The sequence below is a fragment of the Metabacillus sp. 22489 genome, assembly GCF_052044855.1.
In the GTDB taxonomy this organism is placed as follows: Bacteria; Bacillota; Bacilli; order Bacillales; family Bacillaceae; genus Metabacillus; species Metabacillus niabensis.
This window is the reverse complement of sequence record NZ_JBQENT010000002.1, coordinates 37,962-56,128: the sequence shown is the minus strand read 5'-3', so window position 1 is coordinate 56,128 and position 18,167 is coordinate 37,962. Positions and strand designations below refer to the sequence as shown.

At 35.3% G+C, this 18,167-nt stretch carries 20 protein-coding genes; 14 read left to right on the top strand and 6 right to left on the bottom strand.

All coding sequences use genetic code 11. From position 1 onward, the window contains the following. The 11 genes from ACTJJ9_RS01435 (at window position 1) to ACTJJ9_RS01385 (ending at window position 12,455) form a co-directional block, all read left to right on the top strand. The gene (locus ACTJJ9_RS01435; RefSeq protein ID WP_440768383.1) at window positions 1–579 is read left to right on the top strand and encodes a major tail protein; all 579 of its coding nucleotides are present in this window, start codon (window positions 1–3) and stop codon (window positions 577–579) included. 62 nt (window positions 580–641) lie between these two features. Then, window positions 642–989, top strand: a complete 348-nt coding sequence (gene gpG / locus ACTJJ9_RS01430) for a phage tail assembly chaperone G (RefSeq protein WP_440768382.1) — start codon at window positions 642–644, stop codon at window positions 987–989. 205 nt (window positions 990–1,194) lie between these two features. Next, window positions 1,195–5,283 carry a phage tail tape measure protein gene (locus ACTJJ9_RS01425; RefSeq protein WP_440768381.1) on the top strand — a complete coding sequence of 1,363 codons (4,089 nt, stop codon included), beginning with the start codon at window positions 1,195–1,197 and terminating at the stop codon, window positions 5,281–5,283. A 6-nt stretch (window positions 5,284–5,289) separates the two neighbouring features. Continuing rightward, on the top strand, window positions 5,290–6,723 hold the full coding sequence (locus ACTJJ9_RS01420; RefSeq protein WP_440768380.1) for a distal tail protein Dit: 1,434 nt from the start codon (window positions 5,290–5,292) through the stop codon (window positions 6,721–6,723). Further along, entirely contained in the window at window positions 6,720–10,400 is a 3,681-nt protein-coding gene (locus tag ACTJJ9_RS01415) for a phage tail spike protein (protein ID WP_440768379.1), read from the top strand. The genes ACTJJ9_RS01420 and ACTJJ9_RS01415 overlap by 4 nt, the downstream gene beginning before the upstream one ends. A gap of 16 nt (window positions 10,401–10,416) precedes the next feature. Next, on the top strand, window positions 10,417–10,716 hold the full coding sequence (locus ACTJJ9_RS01410) for a hypothetical protein (RefSeq protein WP_440768378.1): 300 nt from the start codon (window positions 10,417–10,419) through the stop codon (window positions 10,714–10,716). Between the two features lie 3 nt (window positions 10,717–10,719). Next, window positions 10,720–10,857 carry a CD1375 family protein gene (locus ACTJJ9_RS01405; RefSeq protein ID WP_174879919.1) on the top strand — a complete coding sequence of 46 codons (138 nt, stop codon included), beginning with the start codon at window positions 10,720–10,722 and terminating at the stop codon, window positions 10,855–10,857. 33 nt (window positions 10,858–10,890) lie between these two features. Further along, on the top strand, window positions 10,891–11,082 hold the full coding sequence (locus ACTJJ9_RS01400; RefSeq protein ID WP_440768377.1) for a hypothetical protein: 192 nt from the start codon (window positions 10,891–10,893) through the stop codon (window positions 11,080–11,082). Between the two features lie 27 nt (window positions 11,083–11,109). After that, complete coding sequence (locus ACTJJ9_RS01395; RefSeq protein WP_440768376.1) at window positions 11,110–11,382, top strand: hypothetical protein; 273 nt, start codon at window positions 11,110–11,112, stop codon at window positions 11,380–11,382. A 13-nt stretch (window positions 11,383–11,395) separates the two neighbouring features. Next, a complete protein-coding gene (locus tag ACTJJ9_RS01390; RefSeq protein WP_440768375.1) occupies window positions 11,396–11,641 on the top strand; it encodes a phage holin in 246 nt (81 codons plus the stop codon). Between the two features lie 49 nt (window positions 11,642–11,690). Beyond that, window positions 11,691–12,455: an N-acetylmuramoyl-L-alanine amidase gene (locus ACTJJ9_RS01385; RefSeq protein WP_440768374.1), complete on the top strand. Its 765-nt coding sequence runs from the start codon at window positions 11,691–11,693 to the stop codon at window positions 12,453–12,455. Window positions 12,456–12,554: 99 nt separating this feature from the next. Here ACTJJ9_RS01385 and ACTJJ9_RS01380 read toward each other — a convergent pair whose 3' ends face one another. Further along, the gene (locus ACTJJ9_RS01380; protein WP_440768373.1) at window positions 12,555–13,694 is read right to left on the bottom strand and encodes a phosphoribosyltransferase; all 1,140 of its coding nucleotides are present in this window, start codon (window positions 13,692–13,694) and stop codon (window positions 12,555–12,557) included. Window positions 13,695–13,724: 30 nt separating this feature from the next. Continuing rightward, window positions 13,725–14,594 (bottom strand): DNA-processing protein DprA, encoded by an 870-nt coding sequence (locus ACTJJ9_RS01375; RefSeq protein WP_440768372.1) that lies wholly within the window; start codon window positions 14,592–14,594, stop codon window positions 13,725–13,727. Window positions 14,595–14,831: 237 nt separating this feature from the next. On the opposite strand from ACTJJ9_RS01375, the gene ACTJJ9_RS01370 reads away from it, so the two are divergent. After that, window positions 14,832–15,077, top strand: coding sequence for a helix-turn-helix domain-containing protein (locus ACTJJ9_RS01370; protein ID WP_440768371.1), 246 nt, complete (start codon window positions 14,832–14,834; stop codon window positions 15,075–15,077). Between the two features lie 267 nt (window positions 15,078–15,344). Here ACTJJ9_RS01370 and ACTJJ9_RS01365 read toward each other — a convergent pair whose 3' ends face one another. The 4 genes from ACTJJ9_RS01365 to ACTJJ9_RS01350 form a co-directional block, all read right to left on the bottom strand. Then, window positions 15,345–16,130, bottom strand: coding sequence for a DUF1829 domain-containing protein (locus ACTJJ9_RS01365; RefSeq protein ID WP_440768429.1), 786 nt, complete (start codon window positions 16,128–16,130; stop codon window positions 15,345–15,347). After that, on the bottom strand, window positions 16,120–16,572 hold the full coding sequence (locus tag ACTJJ9_RS01360) for a DUF6978 family protein (protein WP_440768370.1): 453 nt from the start codon (window positions 16,570–16,572) through the stop codon (window positions 16,120–16,122). Before ACTJJ9_RS01360 ends, ACTJJ9_RS01365 begins: the two co-directional genes overlap by 11 nt. A 105-nt stretch (window positions 16,573–16,677) precedes the next feature. Next, window positions 16,678–17,037 (bottom strand): hypothetical protein, encoded by a 360-nt coding sequence (locus ACTJJ9_RS01355; RefSeq protein ID WP_440768369.1) that lies wholly within the window; start codon window positions 17,035–17,037, stop codon window positions 16,678–16,680. Continuing rightward, on the bottom strand, window positions 17,034–17,375 hold the full coding sequence (locus ACTJJ9_RS01350) for a YolD-like family protein (RefSeq protein WP_440768368.1): 342 nt from the start codon (window positions 17,373–17,375) through the stop codon (window positions 17,034–17,036). Before ACTJJ9_RS01350 ends, ACTJJ9_RS01355 begins: the two co-directional genes overlap by 4 nt. A 114-nt stretch (window positions 17,376–17,489) precedes the next feature. Between ACTJJ9_RS01350 and ACTJJ9_RS01345 the strand changes: the two genes are divergently transcribed. Both ACTJJ9_RS01345 and ACTJJ9_RS01340 read left to right on the top strand, forming a co-directional pair. Further along, window positions 17,490–17,708: a hypothetical protein gene (locus ACTJJ9_RS01345; protein ID WP_440768367.1), complete on the top strand. Its 219-nt coding sequence runs from the start codon at window positions 17,490–17,492 to the stop codon at window positions 17,706–17,708. 2 nt (window positions 17,709–17,710) lie between these two features. After that, window positions 17,711–17,971 (top strand): YolD-like family protein, encoded by a 261-nt coding sequence (locus ACTJJ9_RS01340; RefSeq protein WP_440768366.1) that lies wholly within the window; start codon window positions 17,711–17,713, stop codon window positions 17,969–17,971. Window positions 17,972–18,167: the final 196 nt, after the last annotated feature.

Here is an 18,167-nt window from a genome sequence, read left to right as displayed (position 1 = left end):
ATGGCATATGTAGGTTTAAGGAAATTAGTATACGCAAAATTGTTAACAGATCCACTAGGTGGTACTCCCACATATGAAGAACCGAAACCTTTTGCAAAAGCAATTACAGCAAACGTTGAAACAGCAACAAATAGTGCAACAAATTATGCAGATAACCGACCTGTCAAAGTGGTTACACAAATTGGAGAAACAACTTTAACATTAACTTCAGACGAATTAAGCCAAGAGGTACTTTCGGATGTTCTTGGTATGGAACTAAAAAAAGGTGTTGTCATTTATAAACAAACAGCAAAAGCACCTTATGTTGCATTAGGGTTTATTGGAGACAAAGATGATGATACGGAGCAGGTTGTTTGGTTAACCAAAGGGAAGTTCTCTGTACCATCTACAAATATTAATACAAAGACGGACTCACCGGAATTTCAAAATCCAGAAATTACAGGAACGTTTATCGGCCGTGATGCAGATGAGGTATTTAAAATTGTAGGAGATACTGCTGACGAAGCATTTGCTCCATTTAGAGATACATTCTTTAATCAAGTATTTGATCCTGCAGCATTAGATGCACCAACAGTATAACTTTAAACATGTTAGAGGCACTTTTAAAAGGTGCCTCCCTTTATTTTAGGAGGTAATTTGATATGGAAATCACATTGAAAATTGACGGAAAAGAAAAAACATTCACCCAAGAATTTGTTCCAATGAAAATTCATCGGAAAGCACTAGAAGTTGAGAAATATGCCAAATCTGAGGATATGGATGAGGTAGAACTATTGGATCGTAGAGAAAACCTATTGGTAGAGATATTTGATAAACAATTTACAAAAGAGCAATTAGAAGACGGGCTTAATGCTATTAACCATGAAAAAGTTTTCTATAACATTATTGGCGTGGGTGTGTTGGGTTATGTTTCTATTGAGGATAAAGAAGATATGGGAAAGTTCCTAACAGAGCTTCAGGAAAACGTGTCACAATCGACCAAAAAATAGAACAAATTAAAGATCTTTATCTTGATTTAATGGGTGCTCCACGTTTTTGGACCGTCCAACAAATAGATGAAATGGATAGTCATTATTTCTTTGAATTATTAGCATATCAAAACGAAATGAGCAAGCCAGGAGCAAGATTAAAGCAAGCAAAAGCAAGAGGAAACTTAACACCTATAAATCATGTTTTCTAGGAGGTGGAAGCAACATGGCAAATGATGATTTAGGTAGTATGATAGTTCGCGTAGGGTTAGATGGGACTGATTTTGAAAAAGGCGTTAAAAATATCAATGCAAAAATGAAGCTTGCTCAGAGTGAACTAAAAGCTTCTTCCTCCTCATTTGAAAACTTTGGAAATACTGTAGATGGGTTAAAAATTAAGTATGATAATTTATCCAAGCAATACCAATTGCAGGGGGAACGGGTAAAGCAATTAAGGAAACAATATGATGACCTTGTAAAAAGTGGGCAAGGTCAGTCGCAGGCAGCTCTGAAAGTTGCTAAAAGTTTAAACTACGAAATTGCCTCTTATAATCGTCTAGGAAAAGAAGTAGAAAATGTATCTAGTGAATTAAAGGAATTAACCATCGAAACGAAATATCAAGAGTCTTCCTGGGCAAAGGCTGAAAAGTCTTTAGCTTCTTTTTCTGATAGAGCAAGTAAGACGGGAACAACTTTACAATCCTTAGGTAAAGGGTTGACTGTCGGCGTATCTTTGCCCCTAGCTACTCTAGGTGGACTTGCAATGAAATCAGCATCGGATTTCCAAAAATCTCAGGGTAAAATGCAAGCAGCTTTAAATCTTACTAAAGAAGAAGCGAAGGCCATGGGAGAGACTGCTAAAGAAGTCTGGAAAGATGGTTTTGGCAATGATATGAATGAAGTTTCAGAAGGTGTTATTTCGGTTAAGAAAAACCTTCAAAATATCACTGGTAAAGAGTTAGAGTCGGTATCAAGACAAGCATTTATTCTTCGTGATACTTTCGGTTATGAAATTCCGGAATCCACACGTGCAGCAAAAGCATTAGTTGATCAATTTGGAGTTGATGCTTCTAAGGCGATGGATTATATAACGGTTGCAGCACAAAAGGGTGGAGATTATTCTAACGAACTTCTTGATACTATTAGCGAATATAGTGTCCAATTCAAAACAGCTGGAATGGACATAGATGGAATGTTTAATATCCTTATTCAAGGTGCCCAAAATGGCGCATGGAACCTTGATAAAGTAGGGGATGCTGTTAAAGAATACGCAGTTCGTGCTGTTGACGGTTCAAAAACGACCGAAGAAGGTTTTAAATCGATTGGTCTTAATGCTGATGATATGGCTAAGAAAATGGCACAAGGTGGGGATTCAGCCCAAAAGGCTTTCATGGCTACAGTTGCAGCCATTACTTCAATGAAAGATCCACTAAAGCAACAACAAGCTGGAGTTGCTTTATTCGGAACTCAATGGGAAGATTTGCAAAAGAATGTTATTGGAGCCATGGATCCAACTAAAGATGTACTTGGTGAAGTAGCAGGTGCAACAAACAAGGCTGGAAAGGCACTGAAAGATAATTTAGGGGATAGAGCAACACAACATTTACGTGAACTAGGCGCAGCCTTAATTCCTTTAGGGAATATATTATTGGATACAATAGAGCCAGCATTTGAAAGTGCATCAGAGCATATAAAAGCATTTACCGAATGGATGGAAAGTTTATCTCCAACAGGAAAGAAAACGGTTGTTGCTATAGCAGCCATTACTGCAGCACTTGGTCCCGTAGCAATAGGTCTTGGTTTTGTTGTTAGGGGTGTTGGTGCTGTATCAAAAGCATTAAGCACTGGAATAGGAGTGTTTGGAAAATATCGTACAAGTGCAATGCTTACAACTACATCTGTAAGTAATTTAGGTAATTCGGCAACAGTTGCTGGAGGAAAGTTAAAAGGTACCAATACAGCAATAGGTACTACTTCAGGTAAATTGGTTGGCATGGGAGGAACTGTATTAAAGACTACTAAGAATATTGGAAGTCTTTCCAAAATTTTAGGTGTAGCACGTCTTGGTGTAGGAGCTTTAGGTGGTCCAGTGGGTGCATTAGCTACTGTGGGGCTTCCACTATTAATTCAAGGTGGAGTAAATTTGTATAAGCATTTAAAAGAAGAGAGCATTCCTACTATAGAAAACTTTGGGAATAAGGTATCTGATTCAACTTCAAAAGCGGTACTTGGTTATAAAAAATTAAATGATGATGCTACTACTCAACTTAATGAATTGATGTGGTCAGGTGAAAAAATTACTGCAGAGACTGCAGAAAAATTAACTTCAACGTTTGGTCAAATGGGAGATAAAATTTCTGAAAGTTTAAAGTTGGATTTTGACGAAAGTTATAAAAACCTTAGTACATTCCTCGCTAATAGCAAGGTTTTAAGCGCATCTGAGCAACAGGAAATATTAAACAATATGAAAATTAAACAAGAGGAACAACAAAAAGCTGTTCAAGATTCTGAAAATAGAATAAAACAAATAATGGACTCAGCCAGCCAAGAAAAACGAGCCTTAACACAAGCTGAAAAAGATGAAATCAACATGATCCAAAATCAAATGATGACAACTGCAATTCAAACAATGTCAAAAAGCGAAGTAGAACAAAAAGTCATTATGGAAAGGTTGAAAAATGAATCAGCTAATATTACCGCACAACAAGCTGCAACAACAGTTCAGAATAGTTTAAAAGCAAAAAACGGAGCTGTTAAAGAGGCAAACGATAAATACAATAAAACAGTAGCAGCAATAATTCGAGAACGTGATGAAACAGGAACAATTTCTGCTCAACAAGCTGAAAAAATGATCAAAGAGGCTCGGCTTCAACGGGATAAATCAGTAAGTGCTGCAACTGAAATGCATAACGGTGTTGTTGAACAAGCTAAAGCACAAGCTGGAGGACAGGTCGATAAGATTGATTGGACTTCTGGTGAAGTGTTAAGTAATTGGGACTTAATGCTTCGTGGATCTGCCAAGACAATTAACGCTATGAGTTCAGGTATTAACTGGGTCTTAGATAAAATAGGTGTTAAAACAAAAATACCTATGTGGGAACCTAAAGGATATAACAGTAAGAAAAACTCACTTCCAAGCTCAGCTAGACGCGCAACCGGAAATATGGAGCTATATGCTAAAGGTACTCCATCGAGTGGACATCCAGGGGGACCAGCGATTGTTGGGGAAAAAGGTCGTGAATTAGCTCATATTCCTGGTCAAGGTATAACCCTCCTTGGGACAAGAGGAGCTGAATACCATAGTAATCTCCCTAAAGGTACTTCTGTACTACCTAACAAACCAACGGAGAGATTATTAAAAAGTTACGGATTCCCAGGCTATGAGGACGGTGTCGGTAACTTTTTTGATTGGGCATTAAAAGGACCAAAAACACTAATGGATAACGTATGGAAGAAATTTGGTGTTAGTATGGAAACTCCTGGTGGGGCATTTGAAACACTTGGGACAGGAATCATGAACTTTCTTAACAATAAAACATTAGCTTTTTTTAAAAATAAAATTGATGAGTTTTTTAATTTTGGTGCTACAGCTAGTGGAAATGTGAAAAGTTGGATTACTCAGGCAATGGCTATTACAGGTGTACCAGCCAATTGGGCAAGTTCACTCTTGACTATAGCTATGAAAGAGTCTGGTGGAAATCCAAAAGCATACAACAATTGGGATATAAATGCTAAACGCGGAATTGCTTCAAGGGGGTTAATGCAAACTATTCCACCTACTTTCGAAGCATATAAAATGCCTGGACTAAATGACATTTTTAATCCTGTTCATAATGCTGTTGCAGCAATTCGTTACATTCAAGCACGTTATGGGAATGTGTTTAATGTTCCAGGGATAAAATCAATGGCTACAGGCGGAGCTTATAAAGGTTACGCTACGGGAGGGGAGATTAATCATCCACAATTAGCAATGTTAGGAGAAAATAGGTGGAAAGAGTGGGTAATTACATCAGAGCCAAGATACCGTCGGAATAACCTTTCTATGTGGGCTGAGGCTGGGCAGGCAATGGGAGTACCAATGATTCCAAATGTACCAACTGTACCAAGTAGAAATTACAGTAGTCCATCAGGATTGATGTCTCAATTTAATGCACTTTTCGAATCAATTGAGAACTTTTTTGATAAACCTATTGCATTAACAGTTAATCTCACTAGCACATTGGATGCTAGAGAACTGTCTAGAGGTACATGGAAATACGATGTTGAATATCAAGAAAGAGATAATAAAGTGAAGAAAACCTTTAGAGGGGAGTAAGACAAAATGGGAATGACATTTAATAATGAAAGACGGTCTTACCTCACTATTTTAAAAGGAAGAGAACGCCCATCATGGGCACCTATTGAACAAGAATTAATTGAAATACCTGGTCGAGCAGGTGCATACAAAAAAAGTAAAAAGGTAAAGGTTAGACAAATTAATGTTCCTGTTTTGATCGAAGCCGAAAATATAGCTGATATACAAAAGGTTAAAGAGGATTTAGCATCTTGGTTAATTACTGATGAAGCTGCACCATTAGTGTTTGACGATGAACCAAATCGAATTTACTATGCAGAGGTCGACGGTTCACTAGATTTAGAAGAATTTGTTAACATTGGTACAGGTGTAATTAGTTTTATTTGTGCCGATCCATACAAATATGGTCCTTTACATCGGGGAGTTTTTGAATCTGAAATTGCATCAATAACAAATTCCGGAACAACTGAAACGTATCCTATATTTCGAGCAACTGTAAAGGAACCTATCACATTATTAGATATTGTAACTGAAGATGCATACATGAGCATCGGAGAGTCTGTTGACCTTGAAAGTGAGGTAGCGTTTAAAAAAGAAGAAAGGTTGCTATGGCAAGAGATGAGTACTATGGTTGGATGGTCAGAAGCTACAGCAGTAGACGGCGGAGTGATTGCCGGTTCAATGGTAACTGATGGGTATAAGTTCATCGCTTCAAGTTACGGTAATGGATCCGCCTGGCACGGACCAGCAAAAAGAATTACTATTCCTAATGGACCATTAACAGATTTCAGAGTGGATGCCCTCGTAGAATTAGGTAATCGTCAAGCGATAAAGGCTGGTAGAGTAGAAATCTATTTACTAGATAGTAGTAATGCAGTTGTTGCAAAGATGGCTTTGAAGGATACTCACAAAGGTATTGCATTAGCATATGGAGAAGCAAGACTTGGTGGTTCTACTAGTAAACAATTTTTGATAAATGAATACGGGGATAAAAAGGGATCCTGGAATGATTTTTACGGAATGTTAAGAATTCAGCGTATCGGTAAAAAGTGGACAGCTTATATAGCGAAAATTGATACAGATACCAATTTACATCACACTAGGAGAACAGTATCTTACTTAGATGTTAAAGGAACATATAATAAAACCGTTTCACAAATTGCTGTTCATGTTGCACAATATGGCTCATATAGCCCAGCAACATTAGGAATATATGATTTAAAAGTTTTTAGAATTAATAGTCATTCAGATGAACAAATACCTTATATTGCAGATGCTGGCGATGTAATTGAAATAAATCATGCTAAAAATAGCATATTAATAAACGGAGAAGACCGGAAGGACCTAAAAGATTTTGGTGCTTCTTTTTTTTCGCTCAAATCAGGTACTAATACTGTTCAAATATCACCTTATTCTTCCCTAGAAAATGTAGAAGTTGAATGGAGGCCAAGGTATTTATGATACACATTCTTGATTACAAAACAGAGAGAATAGTTGGTACTCTTGAAAATAAAGAAGAAACCTCACTTTTTTGGGAGGATAGCCATAAGCAATCATTAAAAGATAATCTTGAAACATTCAATTTCACTATGCAAGCTGATGTGAAAGAGTCTGAATTTGTTAGCAAAAGAAACCGCATCATCATACCAGATGAGGATGGTTTTTTTCGCGAATTTATTATCTTTGAAGCCAAACAATATTCTGACCTTACCAAAGAAGTATATACAAATGGTTCTTATACTGATTTAAAGAAACAAAAAATAATTGAACCAACTACATTAGATAATCAAACAATCTCTAATGCAGGGCAATTCGTTTTATCAGATACTAGTTATCAGCTAGGGATAATTGAGATATCGGGAACAAGAAAAATAGTATTTGAGAATTACAAAGATGCTTTAAGTGCTCTTCAGATCATTGCTTCGGCATTTGATTGTGAGTTGCGTTTTCGAGTTGAGGTAAAAGGAAACCGAATAATAGGTAGATATGTAGACTTCCTGCAGCAAGTTGGAGGCAAGAATGGCAAGGAAATTGAGTTAGGTAAGGATTTAATTGGAATTACTCGTAAAGAAAACACAGATGAAATTGTAACCGCATTGATTGTACTTGGTCCAGAGAAAGAAGATGGTACACGTACAATTGTTACAGTTAAGGACGAAGATGCACTTCAACGTTGGGCTGATAAAGACAATCGGCATTTATGGGATGTTTACGAACCAGAAGTTGACCAGGACGTTACCGAGGAAAGATTAACTGAACTAGGAAGAAACGAGTTAAATAAGAGAATTAACTCACTGATAGAATATACAGCTGATACTGCAAGTATTGAACATATATTCGGATATGAACATGAGAAAGTTCGACTTGGTGATACAACAAGAATTAAGGATACATCCTTTGAACCTGCGCTATATGTGGAAGCAAGAGTAATTGAAGTTGATCGCTCTATTTCTGATCCTTCTGCAAAAAGTTATGTTCTCGGAGACTTTATTGAGTACAGTGAAGAAGATATTATGGCTAGATTTAAAAAGCTTCAAGCTATTCTTCAACAAAAGGTATCAGCCGGTGAGATAACAGCTATTCGTGAATATGTTGATCAACAAGACCAGGTAAATTATGAAGATTCCACACGTTATGCTGATGTTGTATCAGATACAGCTAAAACGGAAGCTGTAGAAGTAGCAGCTACGGATGCAACACAAAAAGCAGATAATGCGAAAACAGAAGCAATTAATACTGCAGCGACAGACGCAACACAAAAGGCTAATGCAGCAGAGTCTAACGCTAAGTCTTATGCTGAGACAAAGGCAGAAGAAGCAAAAACGGCAGCGATAGCAGCAGTGAAGTTACAGATAGAAACCAACATAGCGACCGCAGAAGTAGAACTAAAGAAATACTCAGACGACGCAGCAGCACAGGCAGAACTAGACGCAAAGAATTATACGGACGGAGTCAAAACGCAGATAGAAACTGCTATGACCTCTCATGCTAATAGCGTAGCTGCGAATGCAGAAAAAGCAGCTAAACTTCACGCAGATAGCGTAGGCACTACAGTAGAGTCAGCAGCGAAAAAGCACGCAGACTCACAAGCAGCAGCAGCCCAAACTAATGCGCAAAACTTCGCTAAAAACGCAAGTAATATCAACAGTGGAACGTTAAACGGTTCTGTAGTTAATATTACTAATCTAAATGCTTCTAATATTGTGTCAGGCAATATGTCAGCAGATTTTATTTATGGTGGAACCATTAACGGTACAACTGTAAATATAATCAACCTTAACGCAGCAAATATTAAATCGGGTACTTTAGATACAGCACGACTTGCTACAAGCTCGATTACTGCTGATAAATTAGTAATTGGCGACTTTACTAACCTTTGTGAAAACCCCGATTTCGAGGGAGATACAGTCGGAAGCACACCTAAAGGTTATGCAGATTCAGCACTTGCGAAAGTGTTAGACATATCTACTTATCAGAATGGTAACGGCTCTAGCAAAGCGTTAGGGTTAAACGCAAGAAATAACGGTAATTCGGACATTTACGGTACAAATCTAATACCTGTAAAAGCAGGACAAAAATTCTACTTAGAGGCAGAGGCTAGATATCTCAATACCGCAGGAACGGGTTACGGGCGTATTGGCTTCAATAGATATGATGAGAACAAGAACATGCTTAGTAATTGGGATAGCGTAGCTAGTTGGGGCAGTACATCTAAAGAAACTTCCTTTACAAAGAAGAGTGGTGTATATACAGTACCGCATAACGGATATATCCGACTATGGGTAAGTTTTGCGAACAATGCGGAGACTTCTAACGTATTCGTAGTAGATAACATTCGTGTACACCGTATGACTTCTAGCGAACTTATCGTAGATGGATCTATTACAGCAGACAAGATTAACGTTAGTAACTTAGCAGCAATTACAGCTAATTTAGGTACAGTTACAGCAGGAAGTATAGATGCTGCGAAAGTCACGATAACTAACCTTAATGCGAGCAATATCAACGCAGGAACACTAAGCGCCGACCGTATCGGAAGTAAGACAATAACATCCGACAAGATTAATGTTACGAGTCTATCGGCACTTAGCGCAAACTTAGGTACGGTTACAGCAGGAACACTAAAAGCAGTTACGCTAGAATCAGCAACGGGAAATTTTAGCGGTGACATAAAGGCTTATAGTTTAAGAATATCTAATACAGATGTGTACGGCTCACAACTAACCTTCGAAGGCGGTGCAATAGTCGGTAACGGAAAGTTAGCATTTATCGGAGGTGCAGGGGCTAGCGGTGAGGTCATAGACAACCTAGATTTTCACGTAGGCAATGGTCAAGTAACAAGCAGTAGACCCGAGGAATTCACAAACCTAGAAAAAGCACACATGCACGCAGACGAAACAATTATGTACGGTAGTTTAGAGGTTAAGGCACTAGATCAGTACACGCCAATGCTTCGCTTTAATACGGCTAGACCGTGGGCGTTCAAACAGGAAGGTACCGATGCTAGTACATCGCTCGTGCTAAAATCCGAGTCAGACGGGAAATACTTCATAATAAGAGGCAGCGACGATACAGCGATAGCTTCTTTCTACAGTAATGCAGGCTCTAGTAAGGTAGTAGTTAGAACGATATATGCCGAAAACTGGGTTCGTTCAACAGGCTCTACTGGATGGTTTAACGAAACATATGGTGGTGGAATCTACATGACCGACACTGCCGACGTAAGAGTATACAACGGAAAAAACTTCCGTGTAGACGGATTATTAAAAGCGTACAAAGGAGCAAACATTAACGGAGCAATAACATTAGATACACCAATAAATTCGTTAGCTCACGCAGCCTTACCGAAAAATAATGGGTGGACAGATTACGATACTGTTAATTATATCGGAGCAAGCTATACGAAATCGGCAGACGGCTTCGTAAAGCTTCGAGGCATGGTAACAAGTGGCGCAGTTGGTACGGTAATAGGAACACTTCCCGTGGGATGTAGACCTTTTAAAACAGAAGTATTCCCAGTTCAAACTAGCAGTGGAGAAGGTAGGATAGACGTACAAAGTAATGGGTATGTAATACTTCGCTCAGGTGGTACAGGTTGGGTGTCTCTTAGTGGAATAATATTTAAAGCAGAAAACTAACAAGGAGGCGTTATATGTGCAAGACTTTTCTACAAAAATTAACGCTTTCGTAGTAGATGAACAAGGGTATATTTCAGAGTATATCCTTGTTTTACCTTACGACGTACTAGAAAGAAATGTAATTAAGGAAAGTTGGAATCAACGACTATTTGTTCCTAAATGGGATTATGAAAATAGTTTATGGATTGAAGGATTATCTCCAGAAGAAGTTGCTATTAGAGAGCAAGAGATAAATGATCAGAAACAACAAATCCCGGGTGAAGAAATGAATGGAATGGCTATCTTAGAGCTTTCAAACATAATTTTAGGAGGATAAGGAGTGAGTGATGTGTTAGCAATGTTGTATGCGACTTATATTATGAAAGGAAAATGGACATTTTCCAATGTCCCAGAATTGCTTAAATCACAAGTTAAGGAAATTCTTCAAGCAGAAGGCTTAGAACATTTAACTGAATGAATTTAAGCATAAAAAACTAATGAGGTGATTTAGATGGAAAATGAAAAAATAAACATAAGCTTAGATTTTGAGGAAGTAATAAATTCATTGACTCAAAAGGTAGCTCAATTAGAAAAAACACTTGCTATTGAAACAGCAACAAAGAGTGCTCTAGTTAGACTGATTAATGAGTACAAGTTAAAAGAAAAAGAACAAACAAATAAAAATCATCAAAGCGCTGAATAAGGGCTTTTTTATTTTGTCTTTAAGGAGGTGGGCAATTTGGAGCAAAAAGAAGGAGAAAGAATTACCGCATTAGAAACCCAACTTTTAAATTTAACAAAATCAATTGAACGGATTGAAATTAAGTTAGATGCATATAGTTCTAACTTTATACCCAGGTCCGAAGCAGATTTACGATTTGGTCAAATTGAAAAAGAAATGAGCGAAACAAAAAACAACAAACGTTCGAATATAGCTTTATGGATAAGTGGCGCAGCTGTTGCAGTCACTTTTTTATTTGGTGTATTAAATTACTTAAAATAATGGAGGAATTAATATGAAAAAGGATATTGCAACATTAATCGGGGGATTTTTGACAGCTTTACTTATGTTTTTTGGAACAATTGGTATCTCATTCGATTGGTTCACAACGGATAGTATTAATGCTTTCGTGGTCCTAATAAGTGCATTCATTGCTCTTGTTATTAATGGTTATGCAGTGTGGAAGAACACATTTGTCACTAAAAAAGCTCAACAATTTAAAGAAAATGCTCTAAAAGCTCAAGGGTTAATTAAAAAATAAGCTGCTCATAAGAGTGGCTTTGTAATTTTATTTAAGGGGAGAAAAAGTTATGGATATAGTAATATCAAGTGGTCATGGTTTATATGTACGAGGTGCAAGTTCTTATATTGATGAAGTAAATGAAGCACGTAAAATAGTTTCTCAGGTAGCTAAATATTTAAAAGAGTGTGGATGTAATGTTACTGAATATCACGATAATACATCAAAAACTCAAAAGGACAACATTAATCGTATTGTTACCTTCCACAATTCTAAGGAACGAGATTTAGATGTTTCAGTGCATCTTAATGCTGCAAACAAGACAGATGATCCACGCGGTGTAGAAGTCCTTTATGTTTCTGAAAGTGGACGGGCAATTGCTGAAAAAGTAGCAGCAGCAATTGCAAAAGCAAGTGGTCTTAAAAATCGGGGTGCCAAAAAGAGAACTAACCTTGGTTTTCTTAATGGTACAGAAGAAACAGCGATTCTAATTGAGGTATGTTTTGTAGATAGTAAAGCCGATGTTGATATTTACAATGAAAAATTCAATGAAATTTGTGTAGGAATTGCTGAATCAATTTCTGGTAAGCAAGTAAAGAAAGTAAAAGCATCAAAACAAACAAAATCTGTTCAAATTAAAACAGGTGGATTAACTCCTGAAATGGTAGAGGAAGTATCGAAATACTTCAAACAAAAAGGATGGTGGGCAGAAGTTCAGTTCACAACTGATGGTAAAAATCCAAGAGCATTAACAGGTGGTTTATCTCCTGTATCAAGAAATGAATTTGAAAAGTGGTTAAAAGATCGTAATTGGTGGTATGAAATTATTAAATAAAGAAGCAACCCTCTCTTTTATTAGAGAGGGAAGTTTTTAGAAAGATTCATATCCTTATTGAATTTAAGATAGCCTTTGCTCAATCCAATGAAACCGATATTACCCATTTAATATTTCGTGAATGCGACGGACTTCTTCTCTCGCAAGGTCATCATATTCACCAATTAAATTTTGTTTTGATGAAAGTCTATATTGAAAATCTCTTTTAGTAACGTCTCTATCTAAATCATAAACTTCATATTGATATACTCCATGTTGTCCTCTTTTATATCGACCTAGTGCTAATAATATCACCTTGCTCGCACCGGCTTTAATCAATAAATTTCTAGCAGCCTCAAATGAAATACCATTTGTAACATAATCATCCATTACACAAACAACTTTATCTTTAATTCTTTTGGAATAGTATGGATTTAAAACAATTGAATCAAAGTGTTTCGAACAACCTTCCCTAAGACGTACTTCATGGTGCGTTTCTCGACTTTTATTTACTGCGGTATGTCTAATAAATAAAGGCTCCTTCATTCTTTTGCCTGTTAAGTACCGGCATCTCTCTTTTAGCTCTTCCATTTCCTCATTTACATCACCACTTGAAGTAGGGAAAACACCCCAAATATCTATATTTCGTAATGCTGAATCTTTCATTACTCCTGAAATCAAGTGGAAATAAAGAGTATTAAAGTATTTTCTATCCCCAGACTTTAATAATTTCTCAAACCCTTCTAAAATTTCTCTTTCCGTTGCAACTCGATTAAATGTGTTTGCGGAAGTCAATGCTAGAACAGTAGTGTTTTGATCTACTTCTAATTTAAAATACCATCTGCTTTGATTAGCAATAAGCCTTATAGCTTCAAATAACAGATTAGGACTTTCAAGAGTAATACCATATCGTGCTGGTTTTTCCTCTTGTATCACACTCCATCCAGGATTAATAATCAATATTCTTTTGTTAGATGCTAAATATAAATCATCGTCACTGCTACCTACTAAAACTAATTTATTCGCATTTTCTTCATTAACAGTTTCTCTTATTGTTTTACGGTATGTACAAATCACTTTAAAATCAAAAGCTTCCTTGAAAATTCCCTTCATGATTTTTAAACTATTAGTATCATGCGTTATAACAGCTATCTTATGTCCGTCATCATTTAAATTAATGAATAATTCCTTAATACCCTGGTACATCTTAAAGTCTTCATCAAAAACTGTTAACCTAGTTAAAACAACTAATTTCTCCATTTTAGATTGCCCCCTGTTTTAATTAATAAATTAGAAAACAAGATCGTTTAGGTTTTTGTATATTCTAGCGCTATTACTAGACAATATTTTTAGGACACCAGTAGAATTATTATTGAAACAATATAGTGGCTTTTTTTGTTTATAAGCATATCGAGCAGTGTGCATTGTACCACTTTTCTCTGAGCACTCTGCAATAATTACTGCATTGCTTATACCAGAAATAATTCTATTGCGGTGGATGTAATTTGATTTTTTAAACAATTCATTTTTATAGTACTCACTTATTAATAAGCCACCTTTTGCCAATATCTCGTCTGCATAAGGTTTATGACTTTTTGGGGTTACATTGTCCACGGGACTTGGAAGTACTGCTATAGCTTTTCCATTATTATTTAACGTAGATTTATGTGCTTGGATATCAGTACCTAATGCTAAACCACTTGCAATTGAAATATCTGCCAATACCATTTCTTGAACTGTACTTTCTATTTGCTCCAAAGTTTGATCTGATGGGTTTCTTGTACCAACAATAGAACAAATAAATTTATTTTCCAATAAATTAGTATTTCCCTTCGTAAAGATAAAAAAAGGAGGTGATGGAATACTTCTCAGGGAGTTCGGATAACCATTTTCATAGTACATAAAATATTCAATATCATTTTCTTTAAATTCGGTTAAAGTCCTAGATATGTTTGTTATACTTTTTTTTATTAAGTCTATTGAAGAAAGTAATCCAAGATCATTGTCATTAAAAACTCCTAGTGAGAATTGTACTTCTAAAAATTCTCCTTCTAGCAGCTGGTTTAATTGTTCTATATTAGCTTCTTTGTACAATTTACTAAGTGTAGGTAGAGAAATACCTATATCGTAAAGAACAAAAATTAACTCTTTTTTGTTCATAATAACCTCCTCTTAACAAATCATCCATTTAAAAAAGCTCCCGGTAGTTTGTATCTTTATTTCTTTACTTTACCATAAAAATTCACGAGTTATTGTACTATTTATCATTAAGAATAATTATTAGAATATGAACATTATCAATTGGCTATGCAAAAATCTTGTATAAAAACACCTTGTAAACTCTGTAACCCTGACATATTATATTTGCTAGATAAAGAACTTAAGGGGATGAAACTGTTGGAATATCATTTGAAAAATCGTCAAGAGGTCGAGGCCTTTGTGAGAAACGAAGTCCTCACAACCTCCGAGGCTGCTAAATTGTTAGATGTAACTAGACAAAGAATGAGTCAATTAATTTCAAGTGGCAAATTAACCCCAGTAAAAAAACTAAGGGGTGAAAGTTTGTTTATCCGTCATGATGTTGTACAAAAAAGGAAAGAGCTTGAAGAAGCAAGAAAGAAATATCGACCATATGATGGTTGATATTTCTTTCTTGCTTATCTTTATAGGGATTCTCCCCTCTGCTTGAAAATGGGAATGTCATGGAAAATATTAAGGGTTTCTCTATAGTTAGGGGTTGACTCTAAAGAATTTGATGGATACTATGAGAGTGGTTGTGAGGATGCAACTAAACTAAAGAATTTCGGAGTAATAATAAGTTTTATCGTTGATGGATATATAGGTCTCAAAAGACGTTTACTAAGTTATTTGAGAAATAAAAAATAACCTCTCTTAAAAGAGGGGTTATTTTTATGCACTTAAAATATCCACTACTTCATTTCTTTTACTCCAAACCACTGGAACTATTTCTTCATTTTTAAATGCATTAATTATGTTTCCATCTATGTCTTTTTCTTGGTCATTAATAAAAACATATAAGTCTGATTTATATGTTTGTTTATTCCGAGCTTCTCTAGTATCACTCCAAGAAAAGATAATATTTGATAATGTACCTTTTGAAGGATTATTCATAGTATGGATAACTCGTTCTGGTATATGTTTAAAGTGTGGAATTAAATAATTAAAGTTATGATTATATCCACTTTTACCTGCTAAAAATATATTTTCGGAAAATCTAATATTATTTGATTCCAAGAATAAACCTACATCTTCTGCAAACAAACTCGAAACAGTAGACTTTACAGTCATAAACATATCATTAACAGTCATCATAGATTGAATTAACATATGTTTTTTTCTTGGGAAATCTTTCAAATCAGTTACAACATATAGTTCATTAAATTCATTGTTTAGTGAAACACCATACCCATTTATAATTGTTGTAAATATTTGCTTCCGTTTCTTTGAACCACTTAAATCAAAACCACTGAGCATTAAATCAGATAAAATATATCCATCGTCCGTGAGTTTAATTTCTCCATTTGGTAATGGGATGGCATAAATTTGCAATCGGTCGTTATGTCTATCTAGAAAAGGAGTTGTAATCTCAATGGTACCAGCTTCTAAGTCTTTATATGCAATTTTAGTATTTAACCAATCAATATATCGTTGTTTTAGATTTTCTTTAGCTACCATCAAGTAAACCACCTCCCTGAATATGAATTTCATGCCTATTACTAATATTATTATATGTAAAAAAGTCAATTAATACCTCAATTAAATCATCTGGATTAGTTTTTAGTTTTTGGTCTAAGGGATAAGCCCATTTGTCGTCAAAGCCTTCAGTATAAATGTGAATATGAGGACATTCTACTTCTTGACCATCTGGATTATCATGAGGTGGACCGTCTATATCGACACGTATTAAGATTGTAGACTTATTAAACCTAGTTTGAAAAGTCCCCTTAGTTGGCTTTCTTCTTCCTCTAGTGACATCAATAAGATATTTATTATTATTACCATCTTTACATTCTAATAAAAGTGATTCCCCAGGGTTAGGGAAATTTATTATTTTTTTCTTTAAAAGAAGTGTTTTTAAAGATGTAATTAGAGAATCAGCTTCAGATTGTGTAAGCAATTAAATCACCGCCAAAAATTATTAATGATAATTATAGCAGTTTACCTTTTTGAAAAATGTATAATAATGTCGAAAAATTTAATTCTATTCATTTAAGAAGTAAATCTATTGTAAAAACCTAAAATATTCATCTAATAACTTTGTTCCATGCATCTTAAGAGCAGCATCCCAATACCTCGAAAAAGCATGATATCCACGTACATAATAATCGTACTGTAGCATAATATCATCCCTAACAGGACCAAATACTTTCATTTCTTGTTTCTTCATCTCGGCTTTCATATTCCTTAACTTTATTCTTATTGTCCTAAGAACACTTTCAACTAACTTAATGTAAGGGTCTTTGAGTTTTAAGTTTGCATTGTTTATTATCACAAGATCCTCTTCAAGAATATGAAGTAAGTATTCATTAACAATATACTCATGTACTAAGTCCTCTTGTTCCTTGGTAATGGGAGCTTTCATTTATCACACTCGTGAAAATCTACTCTGAGTACATCTTCAAACTTAATTATAAAAACATCATTGCGAATATCTTTAAGTCTTACTTCTTTTCTGGTGGGGTCCACGTAATGAATAAATCCAATGTACAGTTTAATATCTCCTTTTTCATAGTAAGTAAAAACAACTTCTTTGTTATTTTCCATTGCTTCGCAAATAATTGTATTTATTTCTTCCAATTGAGTATCATCTAATTCAGGTTTTTCAACTTTATTAAGGCTTATATCAAAATCTATTAAATTCTTTACATGTTCAGGCATCATAAACGCAGTCCATTTTTTCGTACCTCGATCACGAATCATAAAATCATCCCTTTATCATTATCGTGGTCTTATTATACGAAAATATGTTCGCGTTTTCAATTGAAATCGAACTATTGTTCGTATATAATATATCTAAAAAGGGAGGTCTTATTGATGAAAGGTTTACTTAAAAGAGCTGTTGTGAATGGTGAAGTTTTAGAAATGTTTTATCTAAATAGAAAAGGAGAAATTAGTCAACGTAGGATTAAAATTCTCAAACTTAGCGATGAATCGTTTAGTGCTTATTGCTTCACTCGTAACCAGCAACGCACTTTCAAGTTAGGTAACATTTTATCAATTGGACTTGTACGTAAAGTAAGGAGAGGTGCATAATTATGATGTTAGCAAAACCAAAGAAGGTTAAGAAACCAGCAAGACCAACTAGGGATGAATTCGAATTAGAAGAGATTGCTAATACTTTAACAGAAGCGTTAGAGGATAAAAGTGAACTTAGATTAACTGTGTGGAAGAGAGAAGATCCTGTAAGAGGTAAAATAGTAAAGATGGATGGCAATACTAAATTGATTCATATAGAAAATTTTACTGAAACAATCAAAGTGCCTTTCATGGACATTTTATTTGTTCAGAGAGTTTAAAAGCCCAACTCGTTTGAGAAGGGCTTCTTTTATATTTAATGATTAATTTAGAATTGATTGTATTTCATTATTTGCTCTAAAATGAATAATTCCACGTTCAGACATGTATGTACTAACATCCTCAATACCTAAACCTAAAAACTGGGTTTGTTACATGGGAACCAGGACAGCCTAGGACATTGAAGGTAATAAAACA

Coding starts and splice junctions, on each gene's coding strand:
- ACTJJ9_RS01435 (WP_440768383.1), top strand. CDS start 1: ATGGCATATGTAGGTTTAAGGAAATTAGTATACGCAAAATTGTTAACA.
- gpG (WP_440768382.1), top strand. CDS start 642: ATGGAAATCACATTGAAAATTGACGGAAAAGAAAAAACATTCACCCAA.
- ACTJJ9_RS01425 (WP_440768381.1), top strand. CDS start 1,195: ATGGCAAATGATGATTTAGGTAGTATGATAGTTCGCGTAGGGTTAGAT.
- ACTJJ9_RS01420 (WP_440768380.1), top strand. CDS start 5,290: ATGGGAATGACATTTAATAATGAAAGACGGTCTTACCTCACTATTTTA.
- ACTJJ9_RS01415 (WP_440768379.1), top strand. CDS start 6,720: ATGATACACATTCTTGATTACAAAACAGAGAGAATAGTTGGTACTCTT.
- ACTJJ9_RS01400 (WP_440768377.1), top strand. CDS start 10,891: ATGGAAAATGAAAAAATAAACATAAGCTTAGATTTTGAGGAAGTAATA.
- ACTJJ9_RS01390 (WP_440768375.1), top strand. CDS start 11,396: ATGAAAAAGGATATTGCAACATTAATCGGGGGATTTTTGACAGCTTTA.
- ACTJJ9_RS01385 (WP_440768374.1), top strand. CDS start 11,691: ATGGATATAGTAATATCAAGTGGTCATGGTTTATATGTACGAGGTGCA.
- ACTJJ9_RS01380 (WP_440768373.1), bottom strand. CDS start 13,694: ATGGAGAAATTAGTTGTTTTAACTAGGTTAACAGTTTTTGATGAAGAC.
- ACTJJ9_RS01375 (WP_440768372.1), bottom strand. CDS start 14,594: ATGAACAAAAAAGAGTTAATTTTTGTTCTTTACGATATAGGTATTTCT.
- ACTJJ9_RS01365 (WP_440768429.1), bottom strand. CDS start 16,130: ATGGTAGCTAAAGAAAATCTAAAACAACGATATATTGATTGGTTAAAT.
- ACTJJ9_RS01355 (WP_440768369.1), bottom strand. CDS start 17,037: ATGAAAGCTCCCATTACCAAGGAACAAGAGGACTTAGTACATGAGTAT.
- ACTJJ9_RS01350 (WP_440768368.1), bottom strand. CDS start 17,375: ATGATTCGTGATCGAGGTACGAAAAAATGGACTGCGTTTATGATGCCT.
- ACTJJ9_RS01345 (WP_440768367.1), top strand. CDS start 17,490: ATGAAAGGTTTACTTAAAAGAGCTGTTGTGAATGGTGAAGTTTTAGAA.
- ACTJJ9_RS01340 (WP_440768366.1), top strand. CDS start 17,711: ATGATGTTAGCAAAACCAAAGAAGGTTAAGAAACCAGCAAGACCAACT.